This window comes from Sphingomonas sp. UYP23, from assembly GCF_054059235.1.
Map to the genome: position 1 here is coordinate 3,743,839 of NZ_JBSSBX010000001.1, position 21,844 is coordinate 3,765,682.

A 21,844-nucleotide genomic window follows, 5' to 3' on the forward strand; every position below is an offset into this window, starting at 1 on the left:
CCGATGCGGAGCGTTAGCCGCGCATCGTGGGCGATCCGGCGGTAACCTTCACGCCCGCAGGGGTGGTGTCGGTCTGCTGATAAGCCGAAGCAAAGCGCGGCGACGATACCGTGTGAGGATATTCAGGCACGGCATCGTAACCGCGGTCGCTTACCGCAGGCCGCCGCTTGCCAGGATCTTCTCGCCGCTCAGCCAGCGCGCGTCGTCGGACGCGAGGAAGACCGCCACTGCTGCGATGTCGTCGGGCTGGCCGGTGCGGCCGAGCGGCGTCTGGGCGACGACCCCACTCTCGAAATCCGAACCGATGAATCCCGCGGTATGCGTGCCTTCGGTTTCGACGATGCCGGGATTGATCGCGTTGACCCGAATCTTGCGTGCACCGAGTTCGCCGGCCAGCACGCCGGTGATCGCATCGACCGCGCCCTTGCTGCCCGTATAGACCGCCGATTGCGGCGGCAGGACGCTGGTGACCGACGACGAGATGTTGATCACGCTGCCACCTTCGCCAAGATGCTTGGAGGCGGCGCTGGTGGTGAGAAGCAGGCCGAGCACGTTGACGTCGAACATCTGGCGGTACTGCTCTTCGGTCACGCTCTCGATCGGTGAGAAGGCATAGACGCCGGAATTGTTGACCAGAATGTCGAGCTTCCCGAACGTCTTCACGGCCTCGGCGATCAAAGCCTCCGCCTGGGCCGATTTCGAAACGTCTGCCTGTACCGCGATGGCCTTTCCGCCCGCCGCGGTGATGCTGGCGACGACGGCGTCGGCGCCCGCCTTGCTCGATGCATAATTGACCACGACGGCGGCGCCTTCGTCGGCGAACGCCTTTGCGATGGCGGCGCCAATCCCCTTGGATGCCCCGGTGACGACCGCAACCTTGCCTGTGAGTTTTGCCATGACCTGTTTCCTGACTCGATGGGCAATTCCCGCCACCATGACGTTCGTCCCATAGTTCGGAATATTGGAACTGTTGAAGTTGCCGTCAAGAGGGGTTACCTGATTGCGATGCGACCGTTGCTGCATCCCTCTGTTGACGACATTCGGCTCGAGGCGATCCTCCACGCGCTGTCGGATCCGGTACGGGCGGCGATCTTTGCCGATATCGCCGGCAGCGGCTGCACGCAGACCTGTTCGGCATTCGCTAGCATGGGTGACCGGGTTATCCCGAAATCCTCCCTCTCGCAACATTTCAAGGTGTTGCGCGAGGCGGGGCTGATCCACTCGGAGCGGCAGGGTGTGGAAATGCGCAACGCGTCGCGCTGCACCGAGGTGGAGGAGCGCTTTCCGGGCCTCCTTTCGGCGATCCTCGCGGCGCATGCGCGCAATGGTCCTGCGCCCGACGCTCGTCCGGCGTCGTCCTAACGCGATCCGCGCCGGCCGGCGCGGATGTCAGGACGCCGCGGGCGGGCGGATATACGCGAACATGTGCGAAGCATAATCGGCCTTGCCGAGGTCGATGCCCTCGGCGCGCAGGATCGCATAGGCCATCACGACATGGAAATAGAACTGCGGCAGCGCCCAGTCGCGGGCATATTGCTCGGCCGTCAGATCGAGCGTCATGCCGTTTGGCAGCGCGTGTGCGATCGGCGCCGAACCGTCGATGGTGATGCCGGTCGTCGCAGCAGCCGCGACCACCGCGAGCGTCTCCGCGATCCGGGCCTTTGCGTCGGCGAGGGTGCCGGGCTGCGCGCCGGCGTCTCGGCCCTCGTCGAGCAGCGTCTGCAACGATGCGGGGAAGTCCTGTTCCAGCAGACGGAACACCGCCTCCTGTGCCTGACGGCAGGCGAAACGGACCTGAGTCGCGAGCGGAAACATGTCGGGCGAAAGCCGCGCGGCCAAAAGGGCCTCCGCGGCGCCGTCCGGCCGCTGCGTCTCGGCCTTGGTGAGCCAATTCGACACCGCCCCGAGCATCTGCACGTAAGTGGGGACGAGGAGATCTGACAGCGTCATGAGCATTGGCTTCCGTAGCGGTGCGGAGGCGCGACCCAAGCCGGTGCAGGCATGGCCGTCAAGCGAACTTTGCGGCGAAATCTGCGATCGCTGTCGCCGTGCCTCCCGCCCACGACATCGCGGTCGCGCTGGCACGCGGCCACCGTGTCGCGGCGGACACGGTGGACCGGATCAGGCAAGCTCGCGCCGCGGCGATCCGCGCAGCGCGCCGACCAGCGCCACGGCGGCGGCGATCAGGCAGAGGACCCCGAGGATCTGCAGCGTGGCAGGCAGATTGCCGCCGTTCTGCCCGCGCATGAACGCGACCGCCTGGCTGCCGAGCGGCTGGCCGAGCCACCAACCGCTCATGAACAGCCCGGTCCCGCGGCCGCGCACCTCGAACGGCAGGCGGCCCATCGCCCAGACGACGAGCGCCGGCAGCAACATGCCCGAGCCGATCTGGTTGACGATCAGCGTGCCCGTGAAGAGCTGCGCGGTCGGCGCATGGTTCATCGCGACATAGGAAATGCCGAGCAGCGCGAAGGCGATCAGCAGCTGCACCGGGATCATCAGCCGGGCGGTGACCTGGCGGTAGAGCAAGGTGCCGCCCGCGACCGACAGCCCGGCCAGGCCGCTGTACAGCCCGATCGCCCCAGGTGAGCGGATGTCATAATATTCGCTCAGCATGCTGCTCACCTGGATCTGCATGGTGAAGAACATCGCCCCACCGAAGATCGCGAGCAGCGAGATCGGCGCGATCGTGGCCCACGGGAAGCGCGCGCCCGGGACGGGGGCTTCCTCGAGCGGTTCGTCGCTCTTGCTGGGCTCCCAGGTCCACAGCATCAACGCGACAGCGAAGAGGATGCTGACGCCATACGCCGCGAACGCCGCGCGCCAGCCGAAGCTGCCGAGCGCGCCGCCGAGCAAGGCGAGGAAGATCGACGCGAGCGAGGCGACGGCGGTCTGGTTGGCGAGCCACTTCTCGCGCTCGCGCCCGTGGAAATAATCGGCGATCAGCGTCGTGCTCGAAATGACGATCAGCGCTTCCATCGCGCCGAGCACGACGCGACTGATGATGATCTCCATCAGGCTCTGCAGGAAGATCGGCAGGATGCCGACCCCGGCATAGATCACCAGCGCGCCGATGCAGGTCTTCCGCCGACCGAAGAAGTCGACGACCACGCCCGCAACCGGCGACAGCAGCGCGACACACAAGGCGGGCAGGGTCAGCATCAGCGGGATCAGATAGTCGACGCCGGGGACGTCGCGGAAATGCGCCGTCATGCCGGGGAGCACGGGCACGAGGATGATCAGCCCCATCACCGCCATCGTGATCGGCAAGAGCAGCAATACCCCCTGCAACGTGCCGGCTTGGCGTTCCGCGACGGTCATCGATAGCCTTTCCTTCTGCGACGCCGCCGAAGGGTGCGGACGCCGGCCCGAAGCTATGGCGGGCCGGAGACGCGAGTTAGGTGTAAAGATTCACCGCGACCTCGCGGTCGGGTCAGTCCGCGGTCCAGCCGCCATCGACCACCAGGCTCGTTCCGGTCATCAACGCCGACGCGTCGGAGGCGAGGAATACCACCGCGCCCATCAGGTCGGTCACCTGACCGATGCGGCCGAGCTTGATCTTGTCGAGCACGCTCGCCTTGAACGCGGCGTCTTCGAAATAGGGTTTGGTGAGGGGCGTCTCGATGAAGGTCGGCGCGATCGTGTTCGAGCGGATCCGATGGCGCGCGAGGTCAAGGGCGAACGCCTTGCTCATCCCTTCGAGCGCCCATTTCGAGGCACAATAGAGCGACCGATTGATGCCGCCGACATGGCCCATCTGCGACCCCATATGGATGAGCGACCCCGCGATCCCTTCGTCGATCATGCGCCGCGCGACCGCTTGCGCGACGAAGAAGCTGCTCTTGACGTTGAGGTCGAGCACGGCATCGAAATCGGCCTCGGCGACATCGGTCATCGGCATCGGGCGGTTGGTGCCGGCGTTGTTGACCAGCACATCGAACGCGGGGCGGTCGTCGCAAAACCGCCGCACTGCGTCGAGGTCGGCGACGTCGAGCGTCACCGCCCGCGCCATGCCGCCGGCTGCGACGATCTGCACCGCCGCTGCTGCGATTTCCACGCCGCTGCGCGCGACGAGCACGACCTCGGCGCCCGCCTCGGCCAAGGCCGCGCCGCACGCCAGACCGATCCCGCGGCCGGCGCCCGTCACCAGGGCGCGGCGGCCGTCGAGCCGGAAGCTGGGCGTGCGCGGCAGTGTCATGCGACTTCGCGCGGTTCGGCCTGCCCGGCATAGGGGATGTTGCGGTGGCCGTAGCGCCGGACGCGGATGTTGGCCTGCTCGCCATGCCCGGCGAACCCCTCGAGCGCGCACAGCCGGCTGCAATATTCGCCGATCATCGCCGAGGCTTCGTCGGTCAGCACGCGCTGATAGGTACAGGTCTTGAGAAACTTGCCGACCCACAGCCCGCCAGTGTAGCGCGCGGCCTTCTTGGTCGGCAGCGTGTGATTGGTGCCGATCACCTTGTCGCCATAGGCGACGTTGGTGCGCGCACCGAGGAACAGCGCACCGTAATTGGTCATGTGCTGCAGGAAATAATCGGGGTCGTGCGTCATCACCTGGACGTGCTCGGACGCGATCTCGTCGGCGATGGGCTTTGTTGCATAATTACGCGAGAGCATGACCGACGTTTTACTTGAAGATGTTATTGGATGCGGACGGTCACCGGCGTTCCTATTTCGGAGAACCGATTGAGAATTGCAGCACGGACTTTGAGCTCGGTAATCTGACGATCGAAGGTGCGGGCGACAACGCGCTGGCCCAGGAGTTTGAAGCAGTGCATTTTGGTCTCGACCAGACTGCGGCGATGATAGCCGCTCCACTTTTTCCAGATTGCGCGACCAAGCCGCTTTGTCGCGCGTAGCGCTCCATTGCGTGCATCGACGCCGGGACCGCCTTCTGCCCATGGTTGCCCGTTGCGGCGGACCGGGATGACCGCATCGGCACCGCGCCCGGCAATAGCGGCATGGCAGTCCCTGGTATCATAAGCGCCATCTCCGCCGACGCTGAGTATCCGCTCGTCTCCGGGAATTTGCGCCAGGAGAACGGGCAGCGTCGGTGCGTCACCAATGGCATTCGTCGTGACCTCAATGGCCCGGATATCCAGCGTCCCAGCATCAATCCCGAGATGCACCTTGCGCCACTGGCGACGGTAGGACGGTCCGTGTTTGCGCGTCTTCCACTCGCCTTCTCCCGTCATTTTGATCCCGGTGCTGTCGACCAGCAGGTGCAGTCCGCCCGAGCTGATCCGCCCGCCGAGGTTGACCTTCAACGTCTTCTGCCGTCGGCACAGCGTCGTATAATCCGGCACCGACCAATCCAGCCCCGCCATTTTGATCAGGCTCGAAACCAACCCCGTCACTTGCCGCAAAGGCAGGTTGAACAGCGTCTTCAGCGTCAGGCACAGCTCTATCGCGCTGTCTGAAAACCGCATCGGGCGACCAGGGCGACCACACGGCTTCGAAAGCCAGTGCATCTCCGGATCAAACCATATTTCCAGCGACCCACGCCGCTTCAGCGCCGCATTATACTCAGGCCAGTTCGTCGTACGATACACAGGTGCGGCAGGTTTGGGCATTACGCCTATCTATACCGCTCGATTCCCTGCGTGAATCCCCGCCATCAGTTTTGCAACAAAGCCAATTAGCGCGATTCACCGTTGAAGGCCGCACGCGGCTCGGCAAGGTCGTCGGCGAGACGGTCGTCGATATCAGCGCGGCGGTCCCCGACGCCGGGGACTCGATGCGCGTACTGCTGCAGCAGCTCGACTCGACCCGTGCCGCCATCGACGCGGTGGACGCGCCGTCGTTCGCGCTCTCCGACGTGGTGCTCGAGGCGCCGATTGCCGATCCGCTGAAATATCTCGCGATCGGCATGAACTATCAGTCGCACGTCGACGAGGCCGAAGCCGCCGGCAAGACCGCACCCAAGACGCAGATCTGGTTCAACAAGCAGGTCAGCTGCATCAACGGTCCGTTCGCGGACGTCGATGTTCCCAAGTCCGGCCCCGACATGGTCGATTACGAAGCCGAGATGGGTGTCGTCATCGGCAAGCGCTGCCGCCACGTCTCGCGCGAGGATGCGCGGTCGGTGATCGCCGGATATCTCGTCTGCAACGATGTCACGGCGCGCGACTGGCAGTTCCGCTCGCCGACGTTCACGCTTGGCAAATCGTTCGACACGCATGGCCCGATCGGCCCGTGGATCACCACCGACGACGAGATCGCCGATCCGCATGCGCTGACGATCACGCTTGAGCTCAACGGCGAGGAGCGGCAGAACGCCTCGACGGGCGAAATGATCTATAACATCTATGACCAGATCGCCTATCTGTCGGAGGTGATGACGCTCGAGCCGGGGGATTTGATCGCAACCGGGACACCAGCCGGTGTCGGCATCGCGGGTGATCGCTTCATGAAAGCGGGCGATGTGTTACGGAAGTCGTTCGGTTGGGGGCGATCGAGAATCGGTTCGTCGACGAAGTTTGATCGACCGAGAATTATCGCGCGCGGCAGGCAAATCGCGCGCGATAGTTCCTGACCGAACTGTCCAACTATGACTGAATGGTGCAGAGAATAAGTGTAAGGATACACGGCCGTTAGAGCCGGTGGGCGCTTCGCCCGAGTGAGCGGATCTGAGAGGATATCGAGCGGTGATACAGGCAAAGCCTCGCCCCACGACTGGCACGGATGACGTGCAGCGCATCAGCGATTGCATGATCGGTGCTGTCGCTCCAGCCAGCCTCGCGCAAGGCGCGGTGTTCGGGATGGAGCTCGATCTGCTGCGGCAGGGCTGGCCGGTCGGCCGCTCGCTCGGAGCCTTGCCGGCGGTTCAGAAGCGACTCGGCCTGGGACGCCCGGCATCGCGCGAAGCGGTCACCATGCTCGAAGCGCGCGGGATGCTCGATGTACGTCGCGGACCGGGCGGCGGTCTGTTCGTCGCGGCGCCCGCACTCGAGGATGTCGCGGGCGCGGTGCTGATGTATCTCGCGCTCGACGGGCAGACCCATCTCTGCGTCGCCGAATTTCGGCTGCTGGTGTGGCGGATGATCGCCCATGCGGCGATCCAGCGGCGGATTGTACCGAGCGGTGCACCGGCGACGGGCTGGGGCTTTGCCGTCGATCTGGCCGAGCAGACCGGCAATACGACCATGGGCTTGTTGGCGCGACTGGCCGAGATGCTGGTGCGCGTCCATGAAGGGCAGCCTGCGCCGGCGCGCGATGCGGCGCTCGACGCTGCGGTGCGCGATGCCGATCCGGTGCGCGCGTTCGAGCGGCTCGACGCGTTGGCAGGGGTCGTGGCGCAAGGCGCGCCGGCCATCGCGCTCGACGTCGCGGAACGGAGCTTCTCCTTGTCGGGGCGGAAGTCGGCGATGGCGCTGGCGGCGCGGATGGCGCACGAGCTCAGCGGCCTTGGCGGCGCGCAGGAGGCGGAATGGGAAACCGCCGAGCGTCTCGGCTATACCGATTCCGTGGTGCGGCAGGCGCGGCGGATCCTGCAGGATTTCGGCATCATCCGCTGCCGACAGGGCCGCAAGGGCGCCGAACTTGCTCCCGCGACGACGCCCACCGGGGCGATCCGCCTGCTGGCGCCCTGTCTGGTGGCAAGCGCGACGGTCGCGGTCGACCTGCGCGAATCGATCGCCAATCTGGTCAGTGCGGCGCCCGTCCTTGCGGCGCGGCGCGTGCAGGCCGGCGATCGTGCGTCGGTCACGCCGATCGCCCCATCGTCGAACGTGGGGCCGCTCGAGGTCCTGCTGGTCGAGAATTTGCTGCTCGACCTCAGCGGTAATCCGCTGCTTGCGATCGTCGTGCGCTCGCTCGGGATCGCCAACGTCTTCGTCTCCAAGGAACCGCTCGTGCCGCCGCATCTCGGCGAGACGATCGCGCTCAATCGCCGGATCCTCAAGGCGATCCAGGCGGGCGATGTCGCGGCTGCGGAAAGCCTGGCGCAGGCCAAGTTCGACGTGATGCAGCGGCCGATCGCGGGCTATTGCGCGGTCGCGTAGCCGCCGCCGCGATGAATTCATTCATCTAACTCGATGATCCGCGGATCAATAGCTTTCCCTTTGAAATGTGGCGCGCCCGAGGCTCGGGCGGTTCGGCCGATCCGCATCCGCGGGCGGCCGGGCGATCCTGACTGCTCGCCGTTCGTTTGGAGTGATGTGATGAAAGCGTGTACTTTTTCCAGGCTGGCGGCGATCGCGGCGCTCTGCGGCGCGGTTGCGCCGGCGATCGCGCATCACTCGTTCGCCGCGTATGACATGAGCCGGACGCTGGCGACGGACGGAACGCTCAAGGAATTCCGCTGGGGTGCGCCGCACTCGTCGATGGTCCTGATCTATCTCGAAAAGGGCAAGGCGAAGGAGATGTCGATCATCAGCGGCAGCCCGCTGATGTTCGCCAAGCAGGGCCTCACCCCGCGCGACTTCAAGCGCGGCGAGAAGGTCAAGGTCACCTATCACCCCAATACCGGCGGCCAGCCGGGCGGCGCGATGGCGAGCGTCACGCTGGCGAGCGGCAAATCCTTCTCGGACACCGAGGCCGCCCGCGTCGGCGGCATTTGAGGGACACGACATGGGCATCGAGCACAAGATAACCCGTCTCGCCTTGGGGGCGATCGCGGCCGCCGTGGCGTTTGGCGGCAGCGGCGCAGGGCTCGCGCAGACGGCCGCGCCCAATCTGGAAGGCGTGTGGAAGATCGTCACGCCGAGCGCCACGCTGAAGCCGCTGTCCGGGCCGATCCCGTTTACGGCGGAGGGGCGCAAGGATTACGACGCCAACCGCAAGCTCAAGGCGGCAGGCACGTACGACGCCTATGACATTACGCTGTCGCGCTGTTCGAGCCCGGGGGTGCCGCGCCTCGCGCTGACGCCGATGCGGTTCAAGATCTGGTACCGTCAAGGCGTGGTGACCTTCGACTATGAATGGAACCGCGCGATCCGGCAGATCAATGTCGGCGTACCCCCGCAGCCCGACCTGATGGGGCAGGGGCTCGTCCCGACGATGACCGGCAAGTCGAAGGGGCATTGGGAGGGCGACACGCTCGTCTCGGTGATGGAGGGCGGGTCGGACCGCACGCTGATCGACGATCTCGTGCCGCACGGCTTCGATCTCAAGGTCACCGAGCGGTTCCGCTTGACCGATTCCGATACGCTCGAGGATCGCATCACGATCGAGGATCCGGCGTATTTCAGCAAGCCGTGGGACGCCGTCGTCACCTACAAGCGCCAGCCCGACGCCATCTTCGCAGAAGATGTCTGCCTCGATCGGGTCGCCGCACACCAGCCCGCCTTTCCCAAATGAGCGGTTCCCCTCAGATTCGGAGCACCTCCCGAATGACACGCCGCATCCCGTTCTCGACCTGGCAGATGGCGCTCGCTGTGACGCTGACCGTCATGCCGACGCTCGCGTCGAGCCAGGCGGGTCCGCCCCCGGGCGCGCCGCAGGGGCCGCCACCGGGGCTGCAGCTTCCGCCCGGCGCGTCGGGTGGTCCGCCGCCCGGGGCACCGCCGCCGGTCGAGCTGACGCCCGCGCAGAAGATCGTCGCGGCCTTGCCGCCGCCGGGCCCGGGCGGCCTCCCGCCACGCCCTCCGCTGCCCGCGGACGCGGTGATGCCATCGGCCGATCCGCGTGACCTGCAGGGGACGTGGGTGCATGACAAGGCGCTCGAGTTCCGCAACCAGAAGGACATGTACGGCGCGCTGTTGCCGTACACGATGGAGGGCGCGAAGGTCCTGTCGCGCCGCGTCAATTCGCTCAAGGTTGGCAAGCCCTTCCTCAACGCCTCGGCGATCTGCCGGCCGCCGGGTGCGCCGTGGCAGCACGATCTGAACTTCCCGTTCCAGGTGATCCAGACGCGCGACTATGCCGAATTCATCTTCGAGGAATATCACGGGCGCTGGCACATCGCGCTCGACGGCACGCGCACGCCGTTGCCCGCAGGTTCCCCGTACATGGGCCGCTCGGTCGCGCATTGGGACGGCGGCACGCTCGTCGTTGAAACGAGCGACTTCAAGCAGGCGCTGTGGCTCGACGTCGATGGAACGCCGTTATCGGCCAGCGGCAAGCTGGTCCAGCGGATCCGCAAGGTGAGCGATGGCGGCGCGGTGCCGTTTCTCGAGATCGTCACCACGGTGATCGATCCGACCTATTACACCGCACCCTGGTCGATGATCCGCTCGTTCGCCTGGGCGCCGCATCAGGCGGTCTTCGCCGAATATAATTGCGAGGAGCAGGTCGGCGACCCGAGCGTGCGCGGCGACGCCGGCCTCGTCCCCGAGCCGAAGGATTGATCGACATGCGGCAGCTTCTTACATCCGCGCTGGCCCTGATCGCGATGGCGGTGGCCACCCCCGCTCTGGCGCATGACCTGCCGAGCGAGGCGGCCAACAAGCAGGTCGTGCTCGATTTCTACCGCGCGTTGGACGATGCCGGCGCCGCCGGCGCGATGAACACGCGGATCAAGGGCATCGCCGAGCGCTATATCAGCCCGGACTATGTCCAGCACGCCGAGGCCTTTGCCAATCTGCCGGGGCCCGGCACGCCGCGCGATCGGCTCGTTCGGATGTTCCAGACGATGCCGGCGATGAAGCTGCCCCCGTCCAGAACGATCGCGGTAATGGCCGAGGGCGACCGCGTGATGCTGCTCACCGCGCGCGACATGCCGTCCGAGGGGGCGGGCGCGCCCAAGCTCTCCTACATCTTCAACATGTTCCGGCTGCGCGGCGGGCGCCTGGTCGAGCATTGGGACGTGCAGCAGGGCGGTGCGCCCGGCGGCCCGCCGATGATGCCCCCGCCCGGTGCACTGGGCCCATCGCAAATGCCGGGCGCGGCCGCGGCGCCGCCGCGGTAACGTGGCTGTAACGCGGCCCCGCGCGCGACCGAACCGTTCGCTACGGGTTTCGCGCAATCGCAGCGGCTACTGACTGCGGATCGTCTGTTCCGCAGGGAAATCAACCAGCTTCGAATCGAAGGATTTACCGACATGTCCGTCGAAAGATTCTCGCAGAGCCTGTATGGCACCGCGATCAGCACCGAGATCCGCGAAGTCAGCTGGATCATCCCGGCCGTGCAGAGCATCCACATCATCGCTATCGCCGCGGTCGTCGGCGCGGCAATTGTGATGGACCTTCGGCTGGCTGGCGTTCTGGCGACCGACGAAAGCCCGCGCGGCGTCGTAAAGCGGCATTTGCCGTGGATGTGGTCGGGATTGGCGCTGCTGCTGGTGTCGGGCCTGGTGCTTGGGGTGGGCGAGCCCAACCGCGTGCTGACCAATTCGGTGTTCTGGATCAAGATGGCACTGGTGCTCACCGGCTTCACGCTGACGCTGCTGTTCCGCTACCCGATCCTGCACCCCGAATATCGCATCGAGCATGCCCGCGCGGCCAAGCTCGTCAAGCCGCTCGCCTGGGCGTCGCTGGCGATCTGGATCGCGATCATCTTCTGCGGTCGCTGGATCGCGTACAACCAATAATACGATCATCTGGGAGACTGTGAATGCCACCTCTAGGCGCCAGTGGCGGCCTCATGCAGGCGCTTTACGACTCGTCGATCGCAACCGCGATCCGCGAGAGAGGAACGCTCTTTCCGTGGATCGAGAGCATCCATGTGCTGATGATCGTCGTCGTCGTCGGCACGATCGCGATCGTCGATCTGCGGCTGATGGGGGTGGCGGCGCACCGGCGCGGCGCGCGCCAATTGATCGTCGACATGTTGCCCTTTACCTGGGTCGCGTTCGTGCTCGCGGTGATCTCCGGCGGTCTGCTCTTCCTGTCGAATGCCACCGGCTATTATGAAAGCATGCCGTTCCGCTTCAAGCTGCTGACGATCCTGATCGCCGGTATCAACATGGCGATCTTCCACGTCACTGCGTATCGCAAGATCGTCGATTGGGATGATCGTCTGCCCACCCCGGTGATGGTTCGGGTCTCTGGACTGACGTCGCTATCGCTGTGGATTCTCATCATCTTCCTCGGCCGATGGATCGGCTATGCCTATCCTCTCGTTTGAGCCGGTCTCCAGAAGTGTGCAAAATCAGTTGAACGGTTCGGTCACTTTGGCGATGGATGGTCGGAACGGTCATGGCGCGCGTGCCGCCAAGATGAGATTGGATTTGGAATGGCGGTTCGACCTCGACTGACGGAAAGCTCGAAACCCCCGCAGTCGCTGTTGGGCCAGCTCGAAACGGCGCGTAATCCTGGCGAAAAGTCCGACCGCCGCGCTACTCGAACCCGCCTCGCGTTGCTTGAGGCGGCGCAGCGATTGTTCGCCGAGCGGTCGATCGACGGCGTGAGCATCGACGACATCGCCAAGGAGGCCGAGGTCGCCAAGGGCAGCCTCTACAATCATTTCGACAGCAAGGAGGCTCTGGCCGACGAACTGTTCCGGATGGTGCGCAGCCATGTCGCCGAACTGCTCGATGCAGCGATCGACGACGGGATCGCCCCGCCCGAGCGGCTCGTGCGCGGCTCGTTCGTGATCCTGCGGTTTGCGATGGATCACCCGGAGAGCGTGTCCGCGCTGCTCAAGCTGTCGCCCGAGCTGCTCGAAGACAAGGCGCCGCTCAACGTGAAAGCGCGCGAGATCGTGATCGAGGGGATGGAGACGGGGCACTTCAAGGGGATCCCCGCCGACTCCGCAACGCTGCTCGTGGTCGGTGCAACGCTGGTCATGCTGCAGGATTCGATCGACCGGAAAAAGTCGGTGAAACGGCTTATCGCCAAGATGATCCCGCTGATGGCCGGTGTGCTCAAAGCCCTCGGGGTCAATAGCGAGAGCGCGGGGATCGCGGCAAAGGCCGCAGCGCGCGCGACGCTCGAATAGGCGCATCGACAGTGTGCAGGGCGGATGACTCCGCCCTGCACAGCGTTCCTCCGCGTTACAAGCGGCCCCCGCCTGGCAATTCGATCCCGGCGGCGGCAAGCGCGCGCGTCTCGCGTTCGAGCGCGCGCTCGAAGCTCGGGCGCGCCCGCACCGCGTTACGATGCGCGACAAGCGCCGGGAATTGGCCCGTATCGACGCCGCCCTCGCACATGCCGAGCACCCACGACAGATAGACATCGACGATCGACCAGCGATCGCCGAACCACCACGGTTGCTGCGCGAGCCGGGCGTCGATCGAGGCGAGCAGCGGGGTCATCGCGGCGATCGCAGACTCGCGAACCGGCGCGGGATCGCCGGTTGTCGCGCGGTTCGGCATGCGGATCGTGCGCGCGAGCGGGTGCAACGTGTTGGAGCACCAGACCAGATCGGCAAACGCCTGGGCGCGTGCGAGCGGGGTCGGACCAGGGAGCAGGGTTTCGTCCGGAACCCGTTCGCTCAGCCAGAGGATGATCGCCGGGGTCTCGGTGAGCAACTCGCCCCCAATCACCAGCGCCGGCACCTTCGCCTTGGGATTGACCGCGCGATAATCGGGGCTGAACTGCGCGCCCTTGAAGATGTCGACCGGGCGATCGTCGAACGCGAGCCCCAGCTCTTCCAACGCGTTCAGCGTTACGCGTGAGCAGGCGCCTGGCGTGTGAAACAGGGTCAGCTCGGGCTGCGTCGCGGTCATCATCTCTCTCCAACGTTTGCTTGTCGCAGCTGCCTGGCAGCGCCGAAAAGCGCCGCGCCGATCCAGGTCGCTCGACCGGTTCGCAGCGCGATTCAATTCCGCCTTGCATCTGCATTTTAGTTGACTAAGTCGTCTAAACATGACTGTCTAGTACAAGTTTATCAGTGGAGAGGATAATGCAGGACAGGACGATTGGCTCGCGCCCACGGCGTGAGCGCAAAGCGCGTGTCGGTGCCAGATCGACGCGGCCTTTGATGGGCGTTGGCGCATGAGCGACGGGTTCGACTGTGACGTGCTGGTCGTTGGGCTGGGGCCGGTTGGTGACGCGCTTGCCGCGCTCGCGCATGTGCATGGGCTCTCGGTGATCGCGATCGATCGCTCGCCGACGCTCTTCCCGTTGCCGCGCGCGGCAGTGTTCGATCATGAGATCATGCGGATTTTCCAGATGATCGGCGTCGCCGAGCGGATCGCGCCCTTGTGTCGCGTGCCCGAGCGCTACCAGTTTCTCACCGCCGGCGGCGAAGTGCTGCTCGATTTTCCGGTCCTGCCGGTGGGTCGCTTCGGCTGGGCGGAAACCTATGCGCTCCACCAGCCCGGCGTCGAACAAGTGCTGCGCGATCGGCTGGGCGAACTCGGGGTGCGACTCGATCTCGGCGTAGCGTTCGAGGGGCTCGTGCAGGATTCGGCCGGGGTCACGGTCAATGTCCGCGACGAGGCCGGGGCACGGCAAATTCGCGCGCGCTACGTGATCGGCTGCGATGGCTCGTGGAGCCCGGTTCGCGAAGCGCTTGGCATCAAGCTCGACGACTATAAGTTCGACGAGCCGTGGCTGGTGCTCGACACGATCATCGAGGATTGCGCCGACCTGCCGGTGCTGTGCCAGCAGATCTGCGATCCGCGGCGCCCGGTCACGCACCTCGCGATGAGCGGCAAGCGCTTCCGCTGGGAGTTCATGCTCAAGCCTGGCGAAACGCCCGAGGAGATGCTGGACGACGCGATGATCCAGGAACTGCTCGCGCCGTGGAAATGCGGCGACCGCGTGCAGATCGAACGCAAGGCGGTCTACCGGTTCCATGCCCTCGTCGCCGAGGAGTGGCGGCAGGGCCGCGTGCTGCTCGCCGGCGATGCGGCGCACCAGATGCCGCCGTTTGCGGGTCAGGGCATGTGTTCGGGCATCCGCGACGCCGCCAATCTCGCGTGGAAGATCGCCGCGATCGTGCGCGGCGAGGCGGCGGAGACGATCCTCGACAGCTATCAGCAGGAACGCGAGCCACACGTTCGCGCGATCATCGCGACCGCGGTCGCGATGGGGCAGATCGTCTGCATGCTCGACGAACATGGCGCCGCGGCGCGCGATCGCGACATGCTCGCGCGCAAGGCGTCGGGCGCGCAGGACGTGTCGGTCGCCTATCCCGACCTCGTCGGCGGGCATCTGACCGATTCGCCGTTTGCGGGGGCGCTGTTCCCGCAGCCGGTCGCGGCCGATGGCACGCACCTCGATACGCTGTTCGAACTGGATGCCGTGCTGATCCGGCGCTCGTCCGGCGACGACGCCCCATCGCAGGTTCGCACGCTCGATCTGGCATCGCCTCAGCTGGCCGATTTCAGCGAGCCGCTCGAGCAATGGTTCGAGGCGGCCGGGACCGAGGCCGTGCTCATCCGACCCGATCGCCACATCTTCGGGACGGGCGATCCCGCCGAGCTGCAGGCGCTGTGGCGCGAGAAAGAACGATCGGGTGTGCAGCGTGACCAAGCGCTGACCTGACCCTGCGGGCGGTGCTTCGGGCACCGCCCGCCCTGACCACTCGACCTAACCAACCGTGTTTCCACTGGAGTAAAACGATGCCTTTCATCCCTAACCCTGGTTCGCGTTATCGTATGCCGATCATGTTCGGTCCTGCCCCCGGCCCGCGCCAGCATCCCGACATCCGGATGTGGACCGCCGAGGAAGCCGGCCGGATGACGGCGCAATGGATGAAGCTCAGCTATCGCACCGATCCGGCGAAGCTCGAGAAGCTGCTCCCCGCCGGTTTCAGCCTGCGCGGCGATCCGATCGTGTCGGTCAGCTGCGCGTGGTTCAAGGATCTCTATTGGCTCGCCCGCCGCGGCTACGGCATCCTCTCGGTCGATTTCCCGGTCAGCTATCAGGGCAAGACCGAGCAGCTCGACGGCGCCTTGTGCCCGATCATCTGGGAGGGCCTGCCCGACGCGATCATGACCGGTCGCGAAGAGCTCGGCTTCCCCAAGATGTTCGCGAACTTCAGCGACATCGCCTGGGATGAAGCGGCGGGTCGCGCGAGCTGCGATGCGGGGTGGTACGACCACACCTTCTTCGACATCACCTTGTCGGATCTTGTCGAGGAGCAGAACCCCAAGAAGCAGCTGCCCGGATCGGATGGCGGTGCGCAGATGTATTATAAGTACTTCCCGCGCACGAGCCCAGGCGGGCGCGAAGGCGCCGACATTGCCCATGTCACCACCTCGGCTGCGCCGGCTGGCAGCGGCGGTGCGCTCGTGAACATCAATTTCGACGATTTCGAATTCCGCCGCTGGACGGGGAAGGGCGCGCTCAACTGGCACCCTGCCACGTTCGAACAGCTGCCGCTGTCGTTCAAGATCGTGAATGGCATCGCCGATCTCGACTTGCTCGAATATGTCGATGCGGAAATGGTGCAGTTCACCGGGCCCGGCATCGGGGTCGCGATGAACTCGCATCGTGTGGTCGAGCCGGCCTGATCGGCGAGCCGCCATCGCTGACACTAGAAGCCGCCCGCGCCGTAAAGCGCGGGCGGCTTTTTCGTGCGCGTCATCCAAAGCTGCGGCTGATGAACCAGTACATGCCGATCAGGATCAGCCCCGACGCGCCGACATCGACCACGATCGGCCGCGGCAGCGCGAGCTTGAGGCGGCGCAGCACGGTGACGATTCCCACCAACACCGTCACCACGGTCAGCTGCTCTGCCTCGACCCCGAGATTGAAGCCGACGAGCAGTTCGGCGAGCTTGGCCGGCGGGATCGCTTCGTTGAGCAGATCGGCCGCGAAGCCGAAGCCATGGATCAGCCCGAAGATCAGCGTGATGACGAGCCGCAGCCGCCCGGCGTCGCGGACATAGCCCGCGACCATCAGATAGTTCGACGCGAACAGCCCGGCGCCGAGCAGCAGCGTGAACGGCAACAGCCCGATCCCGACCAGCTTGAGCCCCGCCATCGCGAACAGCACGCCTGCGGTCCACAGCGCGAACAGCTTGGGCCGCTGCACCTGCACCGCCAGATTCTCCACGCCGATCAGCGCGATCGTGAGTGCGACCAACGCATCGATGAATTCGGCATGCGGGCGGATCACCCCCGTCACGGCGAGCGCGAGCGTGAGGCTGTGGCCGATGGTGAACCCGGTGATGACGAAGATCAGGTCCTTGAAGCGGCGCGAGATCAGCACCAGCCCGAGCAGGAAGCTCATATGATCGATGCCGGTGAAGATGTGCATGATGCCCATCTTGACGAAGGTGAGCAGGCCAGCCCCCTCGATCTCGCCGCCCTTTGCCTTGCTCATGTCGATCGTCTGGGCGTCGGCGGTGAGGACTTCTTCGGCGAAGTCGCCCTTGACCGTCTGGATCTGCGCCAAATTCACATGCGTCGGCACCAGTTCGAAGAAAGCGGAGTCGCGCAGCACGATCCCCTCGGTCGAGGGGCAGTCGAACAGGAACTCGACGCGGCGATAGCCGGTGACCGCGGCGACCGGGCGAGGCTTGCCCGCGAGCTTGCACACCTTGCCGTCGGCGGACGCGCCGAGCCTCGGCACCAGATAGGCGATCAGTTGCGGATTGTTGGGCGGCCGGCGGTCGGGCGTCAGGCGGCGCGCCTCGAGGTCGGAGATCGAAAAGGTGAGGTGGACCGAACTGCCATCGACCAGCCAGGTCGTATGCGACTCGGAGCGCGTATGCGCATCCGCCGCGGTCGCGAACGCCAGGAACGCCGCCGCCAGCGCCAGGAACCGGCCGATCCTGCGCGCCATCATCGCAGGTCCGTGGCGATCTTGATGTCGGCGCGTTTCTTGAGGAATCGCTTGTTGCCCTCCTGCAACCGCGTGACCTTGTCGGCGAGGAAGTCGCGCAGCACCTGATCGCGCGCATCGGCGTACGGCGTGGCGATCGGCTGCGTGTTCTTGACCATCTGCACGATATGCAGCCCATCGGGCGCGGCGATCGGATCGGACACTGCCGCATCGGCGAGCCGCCGCGCGACCGCGAAGATCTGTTTTCCGAGATGTTCCTCGGCGGCGAAGTAGAACTCCTCGCCGTCATCGACGCGACCCGTCGTCTTGAGGCCGAGTGTTGTGGGCGCCGCACCGCTCCGCAACGCCGCCACGACCTTCGCGCCATCGGCGCCGCGCGGTAGCAGCCATTCGTGGAGCGTCATCATGCCTTCGCTCGCATAGTGCCCGCGATGCGCGGCGTACCACGCGGCGAGTTCCGCCTCCGACGGCTTGGCGGTCATCGCGTCCTGCGCGATCTGTCCTTCGGTCGCCTGGACGAGCGCCTGGCGGACATCGATGTCGTCATTGGGCAGCCCCATCTCGACGCCGCGCTGAACGTACAGCTCCTCGCGGATCATGCCGTCGAGCACCTTCTGCTTCTGCGCCTGCGTGATCTGCCCGTAGGGCAGGGTGTAGAGCGCGGTCGCCTGCGCGATCAGGTCGGCGCGCAGCACCGGCACATTGTTGACCAGCGCGGCATCCTCGGCCGGGACCGACGCGGTGCGCGTCCCCTGCGCGGTGAAGAGCCCGAAGCCGGCGAGCGCCAGCCCGATCAGCGCACCGGTCGCGGCGAGCAGGATCGAGCGGCGGCTTACCGGCTGGCGTATGTCGCGGAGCGGCCCGTCGAACGCCGGCGGGGGCGAGGCTTGCTCGATCATTTCCTGTCCTGTCGATGGGGCGCCAGCGCGGCGACGTAGACCGCGACACTGCGCAATTGCGCCGCGCTGAGCGTGTGGGCGAAGGCCGGGCTGACCCCGGCGCGACCGCGCGTCAGCGTGCGGCGAATGGCCTCGGGGCTGCCGCCGTAGATCCATACGGTGTCGGTCAGCGCGGGGGCGCCGATCGCGATGTCGCCGGCCAGGTCGCGGCCATGGCAGTCCCAGCAGCCGGCTGTGGTGTAGGCGTCGCGCCCGCGTGCCACCGCCGCCTGATCGGTCGCGCGCCCGGTGAAGTTGAGCAGGAACTGGGTCAGACCCTCGATCTGCGCCGGGGTCTGCGGCGGCAACGGCTCGGCCGCGTCGGGGATCTTTTGCGCATAGGCCGGCATCACCGCGAGGTTCCAGCCATGCTTGTTGCCCGCGCGGATCCCGTAGCGCGCGATATCCTCGATCTGCGCGACCGTCCCGGTGCCGTAGAGATGGTCGTCGTCGGTCAGGTCGGGCGCGCCGAGCGTCGTGTCGCCCTTGCCGGTCGCGCCGTGACACGCGGCGCAATATTGGACGTAGACGGGCTTGCCAGCGGCGAGCGCGGCGCTGCGGAGCTGGGGGTCGGCAAGGATCGCATCGGGGTCGGCGCGAACGACGCTTGCCGTGCTTTGCGCCCGCACGATCAGCGTTGCCAGCAAGGCCGTTGCGCACAGGAAGACGATCAGCCCCCAGGTCCGCGGTCGCGCTATGACGCCGGCGATGAAATTTCGGTGGCCGATCATGGCTGTTCGCTTGACCGATCGCATTTTGCGGGTCCAGCAGCGAACGGTAACGTACATGTTGCGGCTGGCGTTACGCCGCGTAGGATCGAACGGCGAGGAACTATGGTGGTGTGCGCGCGATCCTTCCCTTGGTTGATTGACTGCAAGATTTCATGAAACCCGACCCGACCGAATATCGCGAGCGCCTGGCCGCCGAAGCCGCGTCGATCCGCGACAGCGGCAGCCTCGGCCGCTCGGAGCCGTTGATCCGGCTGTTCGATTTCCTGCTCGAGCGTTCGCTGGCCGGCCGCATCCCCAAGGAAATCGAGATCGCGCAGGAAGTCTTCAACAAGACGACCGATTTCGACATGATGCTCGATGCCTCGGTGCGGGTCTACATCCACCGGCTGCGGCGCAAGCTGGAGGAGCATTATCGCGCCGCGCCGCTGGCCGCCAATCGGATATCGATCCCGCTCGGCGAATATCATCTGGTGCTCGCCGAGCCGGGGATCGCCGTGCCGGAACCGGCCGCGGTGCCGGATCAGCCTGTGATCGCCGCGCCCGAGCCGAGACGGACGAAGCGCCGCGCGTGGATCGGCGTGGCGGTGGTTGCGCTGCTGGCGGTCAATGCCGCGACCTAGGTCTATTTCATCGACCGGCTTCCCTCCGAAGTCCGCCCGGTGCTCAACAAATTGTGGCAGCCGCTGGCGCAGAACAAGCGGCCGACCGCGATCGCGCTGGGTGACTATTATATCTTCGGCGACGCCGGTGACGGCATCACGGTGTCGCAGCTGGTGCGCGATTTCTCGATCAATTCGCGTGAGGAGCTCGACGCGCATCTGATGAGTCACCCGGAGGAGATGGGGCGCTACATCGATCTCAACCTGCATTATCTGCCGACCGCCAGCGGTCCCGCTTTGGGCAGCCTGTTGCCGATCGTCGATGCGGCGGCGGCGTCGAGCGGGATCCGCCCGCGGATCGCGACCATATCGACGCTCGAAGCCGATCTCTTCAAGACCGTCAATGTCGTCTATGTCGGCTTTCTCAGCGGCTTGGGCCCGCTGCAGGCGCCGCTGTTCCGCGCCTCTGGCTTCAAGATCGGCGCGAACTATGACGAGCTGATCGACAAGGCCAGCGGTCGTCATTTCAAGTCGGATTGGGGGCTGGTGGCGGACGGCAAGGTGCCGCAGCGCGACTATGGCTATCTCGCCAGTTTGCCCGGTCCGGCTGGCAATCGGATCATCATCGTCGCGGGAACGCGCGATGCCGCGGTGGCGCAGATGGCCGAAGTCTCGGTCGACAAGCAGCAACTCGATACGATCGATGCCCGCAGCGGCGGCGGCGCGTTCGAGGCGCTGTTCGAGGTGCGCACGCTCGGCAATCTCAACCTCGGCAGTTCGCTGGTGCTGGTCCGCCCGATCCATGCCGACAAGATCTGGCAACCCGACCGCTCCGGCGAGTGAGCCGCCCCGCAAGCGAAAGGCCGCCGGCGCGGTGCCGACGGCCTTCGCGGTTGCTCGCTAGCTCTCAGACCAGCGGTCGGCGCCGGCCGGCCCCCATGCGCTGGAACTGGGGCTCCTTGTCGATGATCTGATGTTTGAGCGCGCCGGCGATATGCGCCAGCAGCAGCACGATCATCAGATACCCCCCGATCTTGTGCCATTCGGTAAACTGCTCATGCAGTTCGTGCTGCGGTTTGACGCCGCCCGGCTCGAACCCGATATTGGTGATCGGCGTGATCATCGGCAGCGGCACGATCCACCAGATACCGGGAGGCCCCATACGCGCCGGCGGTCCGCCGGGGCCACCCGGGCCTGCTGGCGCTGCGCCGCCCGCGGGACGCGCCATCGGTGACGCCGCCATCGGCAGCTTGGCGACCTTTGAGCCCGGCGAGCCGGCAGGCGGATGCGCGGACAGGATCGCCCATCCCAGGAGCGGCATCACGACCATCGCGGTGTAGAGCAGGAAATGGACGACATGCGAGGCATGGCGCTCCACCGGCTTCATGCCCGCCGAATAGGCCGGCGGCTCGTGCGTCAGGCGCCAGACGATCCGCACGACACTCAGCGCGAGCACGGTCATGCCCGCCGACAGGTGCGTCGTGATGCCGAAACCGTAAAACGCGCGGTGCGCCTTGAAGAAATCCTTCGCCACGTCCCAGATGAGCAGGCCGCTGATAAGGTTATAGAGGATGAAAGCGGCGATCGCCCAATGGAGCCACATCGCCACCCGCGTGTAGCGGGCGTGATCGCCGATCTGCACGCTGCTGTATTGCCGATCGTCGTCGGCGGCTATCGCGACCATATGCTCTCCCTGGGTTCTGCCGTTTCTGCACGCACGGCACGATCGTGGTGGACGTCCGCGAATATACCGCGCCGCCGATGAATGGATAGTCATATTTGCACTATGCGGTCAGTTGTATCGTCCTGCACGCTGGGCGGTCGCGAGCGTTGCGTCCGCGCGGGTTGAACGGACGTCGGCGCCGTCATTGACATCGTTACGCGAGCGGTATTGGAGCCACGGTAACGGACGCGTACGGTTCGGTAACGTACCTTAGACCGTTGATAACTTGGCGATCGCCGCCACCGCGCTAGCCTCTTGCTCGAGAACAAAGACGCCGAGAGGGATGGACTTG

Annotated in this window: 25 protein-coding genes; 14 read left to right on the forward strand and 11 right to left on the reverse strand. The window is 65.7% G+C overall.

The genetic code is table 11. The features are described from left to right. Positions 1 to 150: 150 nt before the first annotated feature. On the reverse strand, positions 151 to 1,023 hold the full coding sequence (locus ACVWYO_RS18465) for a glucose 1-dehydrogenase (protein WP_457353272.1): 873 nt from the start codon (positions 1,021 to 1,023) through the stop codon (positions 151 to 153). Here ACVWYO_RS18465 and ACVWYO_RS18470 point away from each other — a divergent pair. After that, on the forward strand, positions 1,015 to 1,362 hold the full coding sequence (locus ACVWYO_RS18470; protein WP_457353274.1) for an ArsR/SmtB family transcription factor: 348 nt from the start codon (positions 1,015 to 1,017) through the stop codon (positions 1,360 to 1,362). The two genes, ACVWYO_RS18465 and ACVWYO_RS18470, sit on opposite strands and share 9 nt — an antisense overlap. A 27-nt stretch (positions 1,363 to 1,389) precedes the next feature. Here the strand turns inward: ACVWYO_RS18470 and ACVWYO_RS18475 are convergent, their stop codons facing one another. The 5 genes from ACVWYO_RS18475 to ACVWYO_RS18495 all read right to left on the reverse strand — a co-directional run bounded on the left by ACVWYO_RS18475 (position 1,390) and on the right by ACVWYO_RS18495 (position 5,573). Continuing rightward, a complete protein-coding gene (locus tag ACVWYO_RS18475) occupies positions 1,390 to 1,950 on the reverse strand; it encodes a DUF1993 family protein (RefSeq protein WP_457353276.1) in 561 nt (186 codons plus the stop codon). Positions 1,951 to 2,121: 171 nt separating this feature from the next. Beyond that, complete coding sequence (locus tag ACVWYO_RS18480) at positions 2,122 to 3,321, reverse strand: MFS transporter (RefSeq protein WP_457353278.1); 1,200 nt, start codon at positions 3,319 to 3,321, stop codon at positions 2,122 to 2,124. A gap of 112 nt (positions 3,322 to 3,433) precedes the next feature. Continuing rightward, a complete protein-coding gene (locus tag ACVWYO_RS18485; RefSeq protein ID WP_457353280.1) occupies positions 3,434 to 4,198 on the reverse strand; it encodes an SDR family NAD(P)-dependent oxidoreductase in 765 nt (254 codons plus the stop codon). Then, entirely contained in the window at positions 4,195 to 4,617 is a 423-nt protein-coding gene (locus ACVWYO_RS18490) for a histidinol dehydrogenase (RefSeq protein ID WP_457353282.1), read from the reverse strand. The genes ACVWYO_RS18485 and ACVWYO_RS18490 overlap by 4 nt, the downstream gene beginning before the upstream one ends. A gap of 23 nt (positions 4,618 to 4,640) precedes the next feature. Beyond that, positions 4,641 to 5,573 (reverse strand): IS5 family transposase, encoded by a 933-nt coding sequence (locus ACVWYO_RS18495; RefSeq protein WP_457348219.1) that lies wholly within the window; start codon positions 5,571 to 5,573, stop codon positions 4,641 to 4,643. Positions 5,574 to 5,623: 50 nt separating this feature from the next. Between ACVWYO_RS18495 and ACVWYO_RS18500 the strand changes: the two genes are divergently transcribed. The 9 genes from ACVWYO_RS18500 (at position 5,624) to ACVWYO_RS18540 (ending at position 12,819) form a co-directional block, all read left to right on the forward strand. Then, the gene (locus tag ACVWYO_RS18500; RefSeq protein ID WP_457353284.1) at positions 5,624 to 6,535 is read left to right on the forward strand and encodes a fumarylacetoacetate hydrolase family protein; all 912 of its coding nucleotides are present in this window, start codon (positions 5,624 to 5,626) and stop codon (positions 6,533 to 6,535) included. Between the two features lie 175 nt (positions 6,536 to 6,710). Continuing rightward, entirely contained in the window at positions 6,711 to 8,003 is a 1,293-nt protein-coding gene (locus ACVWYO_RS18505) for a hypothetical protein (RefSeq protein ID WP_457353286.1), read from the forward strand. Between the two features lie 159 nt (positions 8,004 to 8,162). Next, positions 8,163 to 8,561, forward strand: coding sequence for a DUF6152 family protein (locus ACVWYO_RS18510; protein ID WP_457353288.1), 399 nt, complete (start codon positions 8,163 to 8,165; stop codon positions 8,559 to 8,561). A 10-nt stretch (positions 8,562 to 8,571) separates the two neighbouring features. Continuing rightward, positions 8,572 to 9,300 (forward strand): hypothetical protein, encoded by a 729-nt coding sequence (locus ACVWYO_RS18515; RefSeq protein ID WP_457353289.1) that lies wholly within the window; start codon positions 8,572 to 8,574, stop codon positions 9,298 to 9,300. Positions 9,301 to 9,332: 32 nt separating this feature from the next. Next, on the forward strand, positions 9,333 to 10,289 hold the full coding sequence (locus ACVWYO_RS18520) for a hypothetical protein (protein ID WP_457353291.1): 957 nt from the start codon (positions 9,333 to 9,335) through the stop codon (positions 10,287 to 10,289). Between the two features lie 5 nt (positions 10,290 to 10,294). Further along, positions 10,295 to 10,849 carry a nuclear transport factor 2 family protein gene (locus ACVWYO_RS18525; protein ID WP_457353293.1) on the forward strand — a complete coding sequence of 185 codons (555 nt, stop codon included), beginning with the start codon at positions 10,295 to 10,297 and terminating at the stop codon, positions 10,847 to 10,849. 132 nt (positions 10,850 to 10,981) lie between these two features. Next, positions 10,982 to 11,470 (forward strand): DUF6644 family protein, encoded by a 489-nt coding sequence (locus tag ACVWYO_RS18530; RefSeq protein ID WP_457353295.1) that lies wholly within the window; start codon positions 10,982 to 10,984, stop codon positions 11,468 to 11,470. 23 nt (positions 11,471 to 11,493) lie between these two features. Beyond that, on the forward strand, positions 11,494 to 12,006 hold the full coding sequence (locus tag ACVWYO_RS18535) for a DUF6644 family protein (RefSeq protein ID WP_457353296.1): 513 nt from the start codon (positions 11,494 to 11,496) through the stop codon (positions 12,004 to 12,006). 108 nt (positions 12,007 to 12,114) lie between these two features. Continuing rightward, positions 12,115 to 12,819, forward strand: a complete 705-nt coding sequence (locus ACVWYO_RS18540; protein ID WP_457353298.1) for a TetR/AcrR family transcriptional regulator — start codon at positions 12,115 to 12,117, stop codon at positions 12,817 to 12,819. Between the two features lie 55 nt (positions 12,820 to 12,874). On the opposite strand, the gene ACVWYO_RS18545 is transcribed toward ACVWYO_RS18540, so the two are convergent. Beyond that, complete coding sequence (locus ACVWYO_RS18545) at positions 12,875 to 13,549, reverse strand: glutathione S-transferase family protein (protein WP_457353300.1); 675 nt, start codon at positions 13,547 to 13,549, stop codon at positions 12,875 to 12,877. A gap of 268 nt (positions 13,550 to 13,817) precedes the next feature. Between ACVWYO_RS18545 and mhpA the strand changes: the two genes are divergently transcribed. Together mhpA and ACVWYO_RS18555 are read left to right on the forward strand one after the other, a co-directional pair. Next, on the forward strand, positions 13,818 to 15,314 hold the full coding sequence (gene mhpA, locus ACVWYO_RS18550; protein ID WP_457353302.1) for a bifunctional 3-(3-hydroxy-phenyl)propionate/3-hydroxycinnamic acid hydroxylase MhpA: 1,497 nt from the start codon (positions 13,818 to 13,820) through the stop codon (positions 15,312 to 15,314). Positions 15,315 to 15,427: 113 nt separating this feature from the next. Further along, positions 15,428 to 16,285: an acetoacetate decarboxylase family protein gene (locus tag ACVWYO_RS18555; RefSeq protein WP_457353304.1), complete on the forward strand. Its 858-nt coding sequence runs from the start codon at positions 15,428 to 15,430 to the stop codon at positions 16,283 to 16,285. Positions 16,286 to 16,355: 70 nt separating this feature from the next. Here the strand turns inward: ACVWYO_RS18555 and ACVWYO_RS18560 are convergent, their stop codons facing one another. From ACVWYO_RS18560 to ACVWYO_RS18570, 3 genes are read right to left on the reverse strand one after another with little or no spacing between them, the layout of a single operon-like run. Further along, the gene (locus tag ACVWYO_RS18560; protein WP_457353306.1) at positions 16,356 to 17,561 is read right to left on the reverse strand and encodes a HupE/UreJ family protein; all 1,206 of its coding nucleotides are present in this window, start codon (positions 17,559 to 17,561) and stop codon (positions 16,356 to 16,358) included. Beyond that, positions 17,561 to 18,460, reverse strand: coding sequence for a peptidylprolyl isomerase (locus ACVWYO_RS18565; RefSeq protein ID WP_457353308.1), 900 nt, complete (start codon positions 18,458 to 18,460; stop codon positions 17,561 to 17,563). Before ACVWYO_RS18565 ends, ACVWYO_RS18560 begins: the two co-directional genes overlap by 1 nt. Then, positions 18,457 to 19,230: a c-type cytochrome gene (locus tag ACVWYO_RS18570; protein ID WP_457353310.1), complete on the reverse strand. Its 774-nt coding sequence runs from the start codon at positions 19,228 to 19,230 to the stop codon at positions 18,457 to 18,459. Before ACVWYO_RS18570 ends, ACVWYO_RS18565 begins: the two co-directional genes overlap by 4 nt. 152 nt (positions 19,231 to 19,382) lie before the next feature. Here ACVWYO_RS18570 and ACVWYO_RS18575 point away from each other — a divergent pair, with 152 nt between their 5' ends. Further along, positions 19,383 to 19,850 (forward strand): helix-turn-helix domain-containing protein, encoded by a 468-nt coding sequence (locus tag ACVWYO_RS18575; protein ID WP_457353312.1) that lies wholly within the window; start codon positions 19,383 to 19,385, stop codon positions 19,848 to 19,850. Between the two features lie 39 nt (positions 19,851 to 19,889). Continuing rightward, on the forward strand, positions 19,890 to 20,672 hold the full coding sequence (locus ACVWYO_RS18580; RefSeq protein ID WP_457353314.1) for a hypothetical protein: 783 nt from the start codon (positions 19,890 to 19,892) through the stop codon (positions 20,670 to 20,672). A 64-nt stretch (positions 20,673 to 20,736) separates the two neighbouring features. Here the strand turns inward: ACVWYO_RS18580 and ACVWYO_RS18585 are convergent, their stop codons facing one another. After that, positions 20,737 to 21,513, reverse strand: a complete 777-nt coding sequence (locus ACVWYO_RS18585; protein WP_457353316.1) for a cytochrome b — start codon at positions 21,511 to 21,513, stop codon at positions 20,737 to 20,739. Positions 21,514 to 21,844: the final 331 nt, after the last annotated feature.